We start from the raw sequence: 12,782 nt of genomic DNA on the forward strand, positions 1-12,782 counted from the left end.
TTAAATGTTTAATTTTTTGTTGGTATATTTTCCTGCGAGCTTTCTGTAAACTCGTGTATCAAAGGTTTGACGGTATGCAAATAAACCGTCCATATCCTGCTCTTCTGTTTCGTCGTCAGTTTGTTGTAATGGTGTAAACTGATCGCCTTTAAGAAATTGCAGTTTTTCCGCTATTTTATCCATCAAATCAATTTCATTAAGACCGTGTTCCGGGTCCTGTGTTCCGTTGTGCTGATCTAACCATCCATCGCGACAATAAAGAACCACATCGATTGACGCTTCGCCTTCTTGGTTTTGTTCTGTCATGGTTGTATAAGAAATACGGTTGATTCTTACGAGAGCTGCAACAAATAAATTCGGGAATTTATCGCTTTGCATTTGCTTACGTTCGAGGTCTACTAAATCCAGTTCGGGAATAGTCATTAACTCTTCTTTTACCTTTATAAATAGTTCTTTTCGTGGTGTCATACTCTGCGTTTTCTTTTTTTACCTAAAGCAGGTTTACTGCTTTTTTCCTCTTTTGAAAAACCGAAATAAGTTTGTGATAGTGTTATACCCCGTTCCAATGTATCCGGTGCATCATCATTTGAAGTTGTCCCTTTTTCAAATGCTAAAACCTGTTTCATAAAAATGTCGTAATGCTGTTTAGATCGTACTTTTAAAGATTCATCCCAATAGAGGATTTTTCTAAATAATGCATTTGTTATTCCGGCAGAAATACGATTATGTTTGTCTCCTTCTTGATGAAGTCCAATTGGTATATTAGGGCAATTATTATCTTCTGCCGATTGCAAAATAATAGGAGTATATACAGCTTGTTGAGCTGCTGTTGCGTCAAAAAACCCCATCATATTATAACCTTTTCGAAGGTACTTTTTGAACCATTCTGCACGAACTTCCATTGCTGAATTTATTTCACACCTTTCGCAGAAAACTTCCAATACAAAAAGTTTGATTCCCTTGATTCCTAGCAAAACACCCGCTTTATAATCACCCGGTCCCGTATAGGATAAATCCCAATGATCTAAGATTCCGTCAAAAATTTCATTTTCTGCAATTTTTGTGTGGATGATTGTATCTGCTTTAAAAAGTTTACCTTCTTCAATTGGGTTGTTGAAGTCTTCCCTCTGTGAGGTGTAATAGTCATCATCTTCGACAATTTCAATAACATCTGCTCTTGTATATCGTTCTTTCCATGATGGTTCCCAATCTGTTCTTTTTCTGCAATCTTCAGCAGTAATATTCTTGGTCGCCAAATCAACCCGACTAATATCTAAGTGCTTACTATCTTTAAATTTTTCTTTTATAAAATCAAGTAAACCATCTTTAACGATATAATTATTAGGAATAATTAATCGACCTCTTTCTTTATGAAAAGCTTTTTTTAAATCTCCCGTAATTTTCTCGCCATATTTCCGGACCATCTTCGGATTGTTAGCTCTCTCTCTGTCTTCGCAATCATCTACACTTGCAAAGTCCGGTCTATACTGTCCGAATCTCAAACCTCTAAAAGGTTGATTTAATCCTAAAGCCTTAAAAAATCTACCATCCTTTGTTTGAAATTCTCCATCTGCCCAATTACCATAGCTCAATTGTTGTCCGAAATCTTTGATAATTCTTTCGTTACTTTCAAAATGCATTTGCAAATCACTAAGGAGAATTTTTGATAAACCTTCATTAGCTCCAATCAGAACAGCAAAAAATAATTGATCGTTTTCTTTGAGATGTAAAATATTACCTACATTGGTATGAATTGATTTTGCAGCTCCACGATACCACTCACGGAATTGTCTTATTTTATTATCATTAAAAACCTTTTGATAACTGTCGTGATGAAATTGTGAACTTGGAGCGTCAGCCAAAGGAAGACCTGAATTTACACCAAAGTAATAGTCAAAGAATTCAATATAATTCTCAGGCATTAAAAGACGTTTGATTCTGTCTTTTTGTTGATCGGTACTTTCATTTTCTAAAGATTTATAGGTTGCATCCTTTATCATCTTCGAAAGCATGAAATACCTTTCCTTAGCTTCCTTTAGTTCGGTTTTAGTCATTTTGTAGTAATTCTGTTACATATTCATCGAATTCAATTCTTACCTCCTTAATCTTTTCCAATAGTATATCTCTTTTTTTACCCTGTGATTTACCTGCTTTTTCAAGCATGAAAGAACAAAAGCCGTCAAGAGTTTCCATTGTATAAACTGCTTTTTTTCTGCTGTCATTTAACCTGTCAAAAGCAGCGGAAATTTTTGAAAGATCATCTGCTTTATGTGTTGGTTTCCTCCCATCTTTAATGTCTTGAACATATTGCAGGATTAACTTTTTAATTTCTGAGGGTCTTATATTGTTCAGTTCTCTTTCCTTTTCCCACTCAAACTTTTCTCTCCAATTTGATAAAGTTTTAACCCCAATACCGATAATTTCAGAAATTGATGTAAGCGTAAAACCCTTTATGAATAAATCTTTACCCTGACTTTTTTTATAGTCACTGTCTGATGCCGTTAGTCTTGCCATTTATTGAATATATTTTGCGTCAATGTTTAAAGTTTCCTGATCGGTGAAAGAGATGTTTTTAACTTTCAAGCCGTCATGTTCAAGGTTCTTTTTTGCTTCAATAAGGAAGTCCATCGGGTCTTCACTGTTAAGCATTAATTCCATTCCCACACCTAATTCGGGAGACTTTTTAAATTCTCCTTTGTTGGCGATAAGAATATGCTGTACGTGTTGATCGTCGCTCTCAGATAATGAGAAATCACCGTTTTTAATTTCCAAATCGTCAGTAAATGTTAAATCCTGCATTCCTTAATTATTTCAAGCAAAATTCCATTTAATAAGGCTTTATAAAAATTTGGCTTTTAATGATTAGAGATTTTTTCACAATGGTTTTAAAGTTTCTGTGAACCGTTATTCAGTGATTTTTTTCGGGGCTTTTGATACCGCAATTTTGCTTCATCAAAACGAAACAAAACAGGAAAAAAGAATGACGCACAAGTTTATAGTAAATACCGAAAATGTAAACACATACGGTTATAGAATTTTAACTGCGGGGATTGATTATGAACAGTATATGCGTAATCCTGTGGTTTTGTATATGCACAATCGTAGTACATATAATGCAAAAGGAACGGAAGTTATCGGAAGGTGTGTTAAACTTTATGTAGAAAACAACGAACTGATAGCAGAAATCGAATTTGATACTGACGACGACTTTGCAAAAACTATCGCCGGAAAAGTTGAAAGAGGTTATTTAAGAATGGTTTCACTTCATGCAGATGTGATCGAGCAATCTTCTGACACCGAATTAATACTTCCGGGACAAAAATTTGAAACTATTACCAAATGTAAACTCGTAGAAATTTCAATAGTTGACATTGGCGGTAATGACGACGCGTTAAAACTTTCTAATGGAAACGGTCAACCCTTCGAATTAAAATTACTCAATCAAAAAACCGAAAATAATATGTCAGATTTTAAAAGTGTTGCGCTTGCTTTAGGTAAAAGCATTGACAGCAACGAAACCACAGTTTTACAGGCTGTAAACGACTTAAAACTATCTAAAGATAAAGCAGAAACAGAACGCGACGAATGGAAAGAAAAATTCGTTTCTCTTCAAAAAAGTGAAGCTACAACATTAGTAGATAAAGCCGTTTCGCTTGGGTTAATTCCTGAAGACTTGAAAGACGCTCAAATTGTTGCTTTTGAAGCAGATTTCGACGGACAAAAAACAAAGCTTTCTAAGCTTATCGAAGATAAAGAAGGAGAAAACAACAAAAACGGAATACAAAATTCTATTTCTGCTGCTGTAAGTCTATCAAAAGATACTAAAACGCAAGTACAAGCGAACGAAAAAGAATCTTTCGATTATTTGAGACAACACAACCCGGTAGAACTCGCAAGAATCCAAAAAGAAGACCCAACCAAATACGCGCAATTGGGAAAAGATTTCGCATCAGGTGTTCGATATAAAGGAGGTAAGTAAAGCCCCCTTTAAACATTATTTAAAATCAATTTAAAAAACTATTTCAATACAATAAAAATTATGAAAAAAAGACTTTCATTATCAGGTTTGGGGATTAACTTATTTTTGGCTTTCATCACTTCTTTTGTGGTAAGTCAATTTGTGGAAATCAACCCTTTACTACTTACTTTCGGTATGGTTGGTTTGCATACAGTAGTTACCTATTTCAAACCGATTCATAAAGGAGTGCTTCAAGAAGGTTTATTAACCGAAGTTTGGACCTCGCAATTAATCGAAAATCCTTTGCCCGATCATTCATTCGTTTTAGAATCGCAGGATTTATCAGAATGGGTTGAACATAATACAATTAATTTGGTCGAAGCTGGCGTGGAACCTACGGTTTATGAAAACTATTTCGAAGGTAACGAAGACCCGCTTCCAGTTGAAAATATTACAGATATTCCTCATTCTGTGGTATTGAAAACCTATTCAACCGCTCAAACTCGACACAGAAGTTTACAGGAAATTGAATTGAGCTATAAGAAAATGCAAAGTGTTCTAAAAAGACACAAAGATTCATTGGCTAAAAATATGGGTGCGAGAGCAGCCTTTGCTTGGACGCCTGCCGTAACAAACGCTTTCAATAAATTAATGAATTTAACTGCTGACGATTCAATTATTGATGCAGTTATTGACCTTAAAGCGTTCTTCGGAGGTTTTGATATGTCTGTTAACCTGAACGTTTGTTTTAATGCCGATCACTTGGCAAGAATCAGAAAAGAAGATAAAAAACTATACAAAGAAATTCTTAACGAAAAACAAATGTATGGTTTCAAGGTTCATGAATATTCTAAAACGCCTTTGTTTACTTCTGCCGGAACTAAAAAACCTATGGGTTCAGCAGCAGAAGCGGGAGACAAAAAATCATCTTTCTTGTGGTCTTCCGACGAAACATTCAGATGTCTTGGAGATGTTGATATGTACGCAACCCTAAAAGATTCGGGCTTACAAGCTGATACCGTTTCATTTGCTCAAAGAGCATTAATCGGGGCTATGAGAGCTAATAATCCGAAATACTTCGCAGGTATCATTTAATAATTATACAGCTAATAAAAAAGGCTGTTTCATATAATAAAACAGCCTTTTATAAAAATCAAACCTATGTCATTAGATAAAAAAGTTCAAAATTATTTTGAAAGAAACCCTTTTGAAACAAAAGTTTACAGCACTTCTGACGAAACCCTCTTTTCTGTAAATTCTAAAACTTTTGCCGTAAACCACGCAAGAACATTAGAAGACAAAGAAGTGACTACACACGAAAAATCGGGTATTGCTGTGGAAAATAAAGTTCCTGTAAAATCGGAAACAAAAACAAACGCCGATGCGGGCAAAAAAAGCCCGGCAGAAATGAAGGCGATAAAAGACAAAGCAAAAGCTGATTATATCGCTTTATTCCAAAAGGAACCCGACAGCAAATTATCTGCTGAAAAAATTCAAGCATTGATCGATGCTGAAAACGAACGTCTGGAAAAACAACATTTAGAAAAAAATCAAAATCCCGTATCAGGTAATGAATAGAAATATAAAGTACATAGCCGTGCATTGTACCGCTACGCAACCGACCGCGACAGTGTCTGCAATCCAAAATTATTGGAAAAACGAAAAAGGGTGGAAAATGCCCGGCTACCACTTTATTATAACTGCTGACGGGCAAATTGTGAATTTACTTCCTATTACAGAAGTTTCTAATGGTGTTAAAGGTTTTAATTCAGTAACGATTAATGTTTGTTATATCGGCGGAATTGATGCCAAAGGAAAGCCAAAAGACACGAGAACGGAAGCACAAAAGGCAAGTTTACTAAAAGTCCTCAAAGACTTACGAAAACAATTCCCGAAAGCTATTATTCAAGGACACCGGGATTTCCCAAAGGTTGCAAAAGCCTGTCCGAGCTTCGATGCGAAAAAAGAATATGAAAACATTTAAAATATTTCTCTTCTTTTTATTAATAATGCTTTTGACAGCCTGCCGTTCATATCGGCAGGTTACTCAAAACAGCGATTCAAAAAAAGAAGTACTAAAGGAAAAAAAAACGGTTTATAAAGACACTGTTTTTTTTACAAATTCCGCGAAAACATCATTTAATATTCCGATTTCGGAAATTTCAAACAGATGTACTGAAACCCTATTTAAACCCCGTTTAAATGGACTTTCTACACAATTAAAGGAAAAGCCAAAAACAAAGGTTTGGACACAAAAAAACGGTAACGCTACCGCAAAAATTGAATTAAAAGGTGATTCGCTAAAAATATCTGCCGAATGTGATAGTCTCGCGATAGCAGCTAAAATAAAAGAGTATTACGAAAAGGAGTTTACAAACTCTGAAAGTAATTCTAATAACAGCCGTGAAGAAAAAACCGGAACAGGCTTTTTTGGTGGGTTTGTAAACATTTTAATTGCTCTTATTGTCGGGTTTGTACTTGGAAAATTAATCAAATTTTAAAATAATAATAATGGGAGGACTACCTAAAATTACATTTATTATAGCAAACAACGGTCTTGGTTTAGTTACTGCGGATATCCAAAAAACGCCGGGCTTAGTAATTACCGGAAACACCGTAGCCGACAAAATCACTATCGGAGAAAGTAAACAAATTTTCTCTTTGGAAGATGCGGAAAATTTGGGTATTACTGTCGTAGAGAATCCTTTTGCTTATAAACATATCAAAGCATTTTACGATTATGCCGGGAACGGTGCAGAGCTTTGGTTTATGCTAACAAGTGATGCAACACCGCTCGAAGATGTTGCGTCCAATACAGAAAATTTCGCAAAAAAGCTTCTCAATGATGCAGGCGGAAAAATTCGAGTATTGGCACTTTGTAAAAAAGCTTTAGGAACCGAAACAATAGAAAACGGAATCGATGGCGATGTTCATAAAGCCGTTGTAAATGCTCAGCAACTTGCACAAGAATTCTCTGATAAATATTTTCCTTTCAGGACCATTATTTCTGCAAACAGTTTCAACGGAAATGTGACAGATTTAAAAGACTATCAGACAACCGAATTTAACAGGGTTTCACTCTTATTGGCAAATACCGACGGTGCAAAAGAAGCATCTATCGGTTTAGCTTTAGGAAGATTAGCTTCTACGCCTGTTCAAAGAAATATTGGAAGGGTGAGAGACGGAGCCGTTGAAAGTTTAGCAGCTTATTTCACAAACGGTGCAAAAGTTGAATCGTTGACGACTTCTTGGGATACAATAGCCGATAAAAATTACATTTTCCTTAGAAACTTTCCCGGACGTTCAGGGTTTTATTTTACAGACGACCCAACTTTAACCAAAGATAACGACGATTTCAGAAGCCTTGCAAATGGTTTTGTAATGGACAAAGCGGTGATTATCGCTTACAACGTTCTCGTTGAAAACTTTAACGATGAAATTCCGGTAACTCCTTCGGGAACAATTCACCCGGCAATTGTTAAGTCATGGCAAAATGATGTAGAAAACAACATCAATACATTAATGACGGCTAACGGCGAATTAAGTAGCTGTTCTGTTTTCATTGATGAAACGCAAGCCGTTTTACTAAACAATAATATGGAAGTATTAATCGGGCTACAACCTGTTGGCTACGCAAAAACAATCATTGTAAAAATTGGTTTCACTACAAATACTGAATAAAAATGGCAGATAATTATAACTCAAAACAATATCGTTGGAAGGACCTATCAATCACTTACGGCGGAAGAATTATCGAAGGTATTACTGAGAATGAATATGAAGTCGAAGTCGAAGACGATTTTCTTTACGGTCGCGGTGATGAACCTCACGATATTGTACAAGGAAATAAGTCTTATAAAGGAAAAATCACGATTTGGCAATCTGAGTTAGAAGCGATGATTCGAGACGCTCCTAACAAAGATATTACAAAGCTGAAAGCGGATATAGTAAACACTTATTCCGGTGATGAAGGCGAACAATCCGTAACCGATATATGTAAAAACGTTAGGTTCGGAAGCTATAAAAAAGCCTTTAAACAAGGTGATAAGAATATGCTGGTCGAAATTGCTTACAAATTCACAAAACTATTACTTCAACAGTAAACTTTTTCATATCTAAATTTTAATGGAACCCGCTCGGATTGGGCGGGTATTTTTAAAAACAACAATCAAAAAAATCAATAAAATGTCAAAAGAAACAAAATCATTAGAAGAAAAAATCAACGGATGGAAACAACAATACGGCGGTGTGTTTGAGCTTCCGATTGATGATAAAATCTGCTATTTAAGAGAACCAAAAATCGAAGATTATAAAAAGGCATTTATCGCAATGCAAAATGACGGTGAGGTCGGTTTTGGTGAAACAATGATAACCGAACTTTGGTTAGAAGGTGATAATGTTATCAAAACCGATAACGACTATTTTACGCCTGCAAAAAAAGAAATCATGAGAATGTTGAACTATGACGAACCCGAAATTAAAGAGGTTGGAGATAGACAACATGAAATTGTGATCGGTGATGTAAGAACAGTTATTCGCGTAATCACAAAAGAAGATTTAAAGGCAGCAGAAAGAAGAAACCCAAGCGGGAAACCTTTTGTAACACAGGCAGCCCTTTATGATCTTGTAAAAGTTTCGGCTGACCCGGAATTCGAAGATAGGAATAACGCTACAATTAGATTTCCACTATATCAGGCAATCGAGAAAGTACAAAACAAAAAAATTGCACAGCTAAAAAAGCTTTAAACGACGCGATTATTGATGAAAATGACGCGTCGGCTTATGAATACGCTGATAATTTAAACATCCGCTTATTAGATGGCTATTTGAGCTACTATATGCACATACCAAACCCGGAATTACTGTCTGTTGAAGATTGGGCTGATAAAATTCAACTTCTTCATTTTATCCGGGAACAGGAAAAAAAATCAACACAACAATAAATGAACGCTTACGAGTTTATCCTTAAAATGAGAGATTATGCAACGTCCGGGCTACGTAATGTAGCTCAACAGTTGGGCGTTGTGGATAGACAGGCGAATCAGGTTAATAATAGGCTAAGAACTACGGAAAGTGTTTCCCGAAGCTTGGGTAATACTTTAGGAGGTTTAAAAGGAAAACTTATCGGATTATTTGCCGGGTTTTCCTTATTAGCCTTCACAAATCAAGTTATAGAAGCACGGGCGGAATATGAGAAATTCGATGCCGTCCTTACTAATACATTTCAAAATAAAGATGTCGGACAGGGCGCGCTCGCATTACTCACCGATTTTGCAGCTAAAACGCCCTATCAGTTAAACGAGCTTACTGGGTCTTTTATTAAGTTGGTGAATCGTGGGGTTTTACCGACCCGTAACGAGTTAACCGCGCTTGGTGATCTTGCTTCATCGCAAGGAAAGTCTTTCGATCAATTAACTGAGGGTATTCTTGATGCTCAAACAGGTGAGTTTGAGAGAATGAAAGAATTTGGAATCAAAGCTTCAAAAAGTGGCGATTCTGTTTCATTGACTTTTAAAGGTGTAACAAAAACCGTTAAAAATAATGAGGAAGCAATCTATGGGGCTGTTTTAGCTTTCGGACAAATGAAAGGTGTTGCAGGCTCAATGGATGTCATTTCTAAAACTTTAGGCGGTAGAATATCAAATCTAAAAGATCAGTGGTGGAGTTTTCTTGTAGCTGTCGGCGGTTATTCCGGCGGAATTCTTGGGGACTTCTTAGGGGTTGCAAGTGAAGGATTAGAATTCTTGAAGAATAACCTTCCATATGTCGCACATTGGTTTGAATTGCTTTGGAAGTTTATATCACCTTTAGTACAAACTTTAAAAGTATTCTTTAAAGAAGCTTTTCAAGGTGTATTGGGTATTTCAGATTCAAAAAGTGCTTTAGAATCTTTCGGAAATGTAGCAGTCGGTGTTTTAATGTTCATTGACTGGTTAACTACCGGATTGGTACAGTTCATTGATTGGATAAGACCACTAGCTCCATATTTATTGGATGCAGCAATCGCTTTCGGAGTATTTAACCTTGTAATGTCTCTTAACCCTGTCAGTTTAATTATTATTGGAATTATTGCGTTAATGACTGTTATCGGGATGGTTACGAAATATACCGACGGTTGGGGGGCTTCATGGGTTGCTGTGAAAGATTTATTTAAAGCTGTTTGGAATCAGATCGGAGTAACCTTTGATTGGTACGTCGAAAGGTTTAAGTACAATTTTGACATGATTATTCTTAAAGCGAAAGAGGTCGCGGAAAATGTTAAAAACTTTTTCAAGTCGGGCGATGATGTCACAAATACGGCGTCGGCAGAAATTGAAAAGAGACAGGCCGCTTGGGCAGCTAAACAAAAGGAAATCTTCTCACAAAGTGCTAATAATGCTAAAACAATTGTGAATTCTGTTAAGAATATCGGTATAACGGTTGATAAAGACGGGATTTCGAGAGATTTTAAGAAAATCAAAGATTCTTTCAAAGGATTAGGCGGGGATAAAATGGGTGACCCAAAAGCATACGAAGATTATTTAAAAAATAATAAAGGTATGCCGAAAGCTCCGGGAATGGCTGACGATAAAAAGAAGAAAGGTAAAAAAGACGGTGACGGAATTGTCGCGGGTGGTTCCAAACAAATGCACATTGTAATCAACATAAATAAACTTCAAGATCAGACGGTAATTCATGTTGACAGCACACAAAAAGGTGTCGAAAAATTGGGAGATGCAATCCAAGAAGAAATATTAAGAGCTGTAAATAGTGTAAACCAAATGCAAACAATATAATGGCGGATTTTGATTTAAAAGAGCTTGTCGCGAAAGTGCATAATAATTATATCGGTCCTTATTTTCCTGAATGGTGGAAGAAAAATAAATCAAAATTTGAACTTCCTTCATTAATGGGAATCGGTCGCGAGCTTGTACTTGGTGGAACCTATTTTCAGACGCTAAAAGTAGCTTATAAAGGTGAAGAATTTGATTTTCCAAATGAGCCTTTAATAACAATGAGTTTGGCAAAAACCATAGTAGAAACGGCTACCGTTGGCGATGAAAGAATAGGAACCGTAAAAGAATACATCACTACCGAAGATTATCAGTTAACAATACGTGGTGTTTGTGTAAATGAGGACCCGGAAAAAAGAGAGCTTTACCCGGCAGAACAGGTTCAGGAGCTTCACAGAATTGTTGCAATTAATGATAGTTTAGAAGTTTTAAGCAATCCATTTTTATTGCTTTTTGATATTAAAAATATTGTTATTAAAAATGTTGAATATGATGAAATGTCTGGTCAACAGGGCTTACAGAAATATACAATTACTGCTGTTTCCGATCAAGACTTTTACGCGGACTTAGCAGAAAAAGAAAAAACAAATCTACCGTAATGTTTATACTAAAGGGAAAAATACAAATAGGTGATTTTATTTTTCGTTCAATAAATGAAGTTGAAATCACTAAAAGTGTCGAAGATTTGGTCGATACCGCAATCGTTAAAATGCCTTCAAAATTCAAGGTTAGAAATGACGGAGAATTGAAATACACTGAGGAAATAATAAAACCTGGCGATAAAGTCACAATTACTTTAGGTTATGCCGGAAAATATGAAGGTGTCGAATTTGTCGGTTTTGTTTTAAGTGTAGGTTCTAAAATCCCGCTTGAAATTAAGTGCGAAGATTCTATGTATTTATTGCGTAGAAAAAACATTACCAAAGCTTTTGAGAAAACTACTCTTAAAGAAATTTTGCAGGAAGTTGTTTACGGAACTGGGATAAAATTGTCTGACAAAATTCCGGGAATGGAAATCGACAAATTTATTATCAAGCAAGCTAACGGAACACAGGTTTTGCAAAAGCTTAAACAAGACTTTGCTTTGAGTGCTTATTTGGATGATGAAGGTAAACTTTATTGTGGCTTACAGGAACTTAATAATATCGGTCAGGAAGTTATTTATGATCTCAACTATAACCTTGTTGAGAACAATCTTGAATATAAAACAGAAGACGAAAAAAAACTAAAAATAAAATACACTTACATCGATAAAAAAAATCATAAAAAAAGTGTTGAGGTTGGAGACAGTGACGGGGAATTACGAACGTTTCATACTTCGGTAGTTTCTGACGAGAAAAAGCTCGAAGAGATGGCAAGAGCGGAATTGAAGAAAAACAAATATTCAGGTTTCGAGGGTTCCGTCACATCATTTCTTATTCCGTATGCTACACGGGGAATGGCAGCAGTCATTAGAGATAAAAAGCACAAAAACAGAGAAGGTAAATATTTTATAAAAAAAGTAGTCACGTCTTACGGTATGAATGGCGCACGGCGAGAGGTTACATTAAGCAATAAATTATGAATAAGGCTTTACAGGATGCTTTGGCGAAACTTGGAAAAAGAGGTGTTGATACTTTCCCTGCGGAAGTTATTTCTGTGGATAAAGAAAACGGCGTCTGTAAAGTAAGTGACGGAGAAATTGAATATACAGACGTACAGCTTTCTGCAACTGTGGAAGAAAACGGAAAACGTTTTTTTCTGTTTCCTAAAGTCGGAAGTTTTGTATTAGTATCGCCGATAAATGAAGATTTACACAGGCTGTATGTTGAGTTTTTTAGTGATATAGAAGATTTTGATTTACAAATAGAAGATGTCCGATTTCAAGTTGATAAAGAGGGTTTTCTCTTAAAAAAAGAAAATGAAACATTAAAAAAATTAATGTCAGATTTTATTAAAGCCTGCAAAAATTTAAAGTTCCAAACCAATACAGGTGTTACAATTCAGCTTTTGAATTTACAGGAATTTATAGAGGTTGAAAATAGGTTTAATCAGTTTTTAAAATAAGTTTA

At 35.6% G+C, this 12,782-nt stretch carries 16 protein-coding genes; 12 read left to right on the plus strand and 4 right to left on the minus strand.

All coding sequences use genetic code 11. From position 1 onward, the window contains the following. The 4 genes from H560_RS0112025 to H560_RS0112040 are packed head-to-tail and all read right to left on the minus strand — an operon-like array spanning position 1 to position 2,799. Entirely contained in the window at positions 1-468 is a 468-nt protein-coding gene (locus tag H560_RS0112025) for a hypothetical protein (protein ID WP_027380274.1), read from the minus strand. Further along, the gene (locus H560_RS0112030) at positions 465-2,054 is read right to left on the minus strand and encodes a hypothetical protein (RefSeq protein WP_027380275.1); all 1,590 of its coding nucleotides are present in this window, start codon (positions 2,052-2,054) and stop codon (positions 465-467) included. Before H560_RS0112030 ends, H560_RS0112025 begins: the two co-directional genes overlap by 4 nt. Continuing rightward, positions 2,047-2,514: a terminase gpP N-terminus-related DNA-binding protein gene (locus H560_RS0112035; protein WP_027380276.1), complete on the minus strand. Its 468-nt coding sequence runs from the start codon at positions 2,512-2,514 to the stop codon at positions 2,047-2,049. Before H560_RS0112035 ends, H560_RS0112030 begins: the two co-directional genes overlap by 8 nt. After that, positions 2,515-2,799: a hypothetical protein gene (locus tag H560_RS0112040; protein WP_027380277.1), complete on the minus strand. Its 285-nt coding sequence runs from the start codon at positions 2,797-2,799 to the stop codon at positions 2,515-2,517. It abuts the gene before it with no gap. A gap of 181 nt (positions 2,800-2,980) precedes the next feature. Between H560_RS0112040 and H560_RS0112045 the strand changes: the two genes are divergently transcribed. From H560_RS0112045 to H560_RS0112105, 12 genes are all read left to right on the plus strand, one after another. Next, on the plus strand, positions 2,981-3,979 hold the full coding sequence (locus H560_RS0112045; RefSeq protein WP_027380278.1) for an HK97 family phage prohead protease: 999 nt from the start codon (positions 2,981-2,983) through the stop codon (positions 3,977-3,979). A gap of 60 nt (positions 3,980-4,039) precedes the next feature. Further along, a complete protein-coding gene (locus H560_RS0112050; RefSeq protein WP_034752738.1) occupies positions 4,040-5,053 on the plus strand; it encodes a hypothetical protein in 1,014 nt (337 codons plus the stop codon). A 66-nt stretch (positions 5,054-5,119) separates the two neighbouring features. Continuing rightward, positions 5,120-5,536 (plus strand): hypothetical protein, encoded by a 417-nt coding sequence (locus H560_RS0112055; protein WP_027380280.1) that lies wholly within the window; start codon positions 5,120-5,122, stop codon positions 5,534-5,536. Continuing rightward, positions 5,529-5,942 (plus strand): N-acetylmuramoyl-L-alanine amidase, encoded by a 414-nt coding sequence (locus tag H560_RS0112060; protein ID WP_034752742.1) that lies wholly within the window; start codon positions 5,529-5,531, stop codon positions 5,940-5,942. The genes H560_RS0112055 and H560_RS0112060 overlap by 8 nt, the downstream gene beginning before the upstream one ends. After that, positions 5,929-6,459 carry a hypothetical protein gene (locus H560_RS0112065; RefSeq protein WP_027380282.1) on the plus strand — a complete coding sequence of 177 codons (531 nt, stop codon included), beginning with the start codon at positions 5,929-5,931 and terminating at the stop codon, positions 6,457-6,459. The genes H560_RS0112060 and H560_RS0112065 overlap by 14 nt, the downstream gene beginning before the upstream one ends. Positions 6,460-6,469: 10 nt before the next feature. Further along, complete coding sequence (locus tag H560_RS0112070; protein WP_034752749.1) at positions 6,470-7,639, plus strand: DUF2586 family protein; 1,170 nt, start codon at positions 6,470-6,472, stop codon at positions 7,637-7,639. Positions 7,640-7,641: 2 nt separating this feature from the next. Then, on the plus strand, positions 7,642-8,061 hold the full coding sequence (locus tag H560_RS0112075) for a hypothetical protein (RefSeq protein ID WP_027380284.1): 420 nt from the start codon (positions 7,642-7,644) through the stop codon (positions 8,059-8,061). A gap of 82 nt (positions 8,062-8,143) precedes the next feature. After that, on the plus strand, positions 8,144-8,704 hold the full coding sequence (locus H560_RS0112080) for a hypothetical protein (protein ID WP_155845003.1): 561 nt from the start codon (positions 8,144-8,146) through the stop codon (positions 8,702-8,704). Between the two features lie 197 nt (positions 8,705-8,901). Further along, positions 8,902-10,734, plus strand: coding sequence for a hypothetical protein (locus H560_RS0112090; protein WP_027380286.1), 1,833 nt, complete (start codon positions 8,902-8,904; stop codon positions 10,732-10,734). Further along, positions 10,734-11,330: a DUF6046 domain-containing protein gene (locus H560_RS0112095; RefSeq protein ID WP_034752752.1), complete on the plus strand. Its 597-nt coding sequence runs from the start codon at positions 10,734-10,736 to the stop codon at positions 11,328-11,330. Before H560_RS0112090 ends, H560_RS0112095 begins: the two co-directional genes overlap by 1 nt. Next, on the plus strand, positions 11,330-12,295 hold the full coding sequence (locus tag H560_RS0112100; RefSeq protein ID WP_027380288.1) for a phage late control protein: 966 nt from the start codon (positions 11,330-11,332) through the stop codon (positions 12,293-12,295). The genes H560_RS0112095 and H560_RS0112100 overlap by 1 nt, the downstream gene beginning before the upstream one ends. Next, the gene (locus H560_RS0112105) at positions 12,292-12,777 is read left to right on the plus strand and encodes a hypothetical protein (RefSeq protein ID WP_034752754.1); all 486 of its coding nucleotides are present in this window, start codon (positions 12,292-12,294) and stop codon (positions 12,775-12,777) included. The genes H560_RS0112100 and H560_RS0112105 overlap by 4 nt, the downstream gene beginning before the upstream one ends. Positions 12,778-12,782: the final 5 nt, after the last annotated feature.

Source organism: Chryseobacterium daeguense DSM 19388 (assembly GCF_000430825.1).
Taxonomy (GTDB): Bacteria; Bacteroidota; Bacteroidia; order Flavobacteriales; family Weeksellaceae; genus Chryseobacterium; species Chryseobacterium daeguense.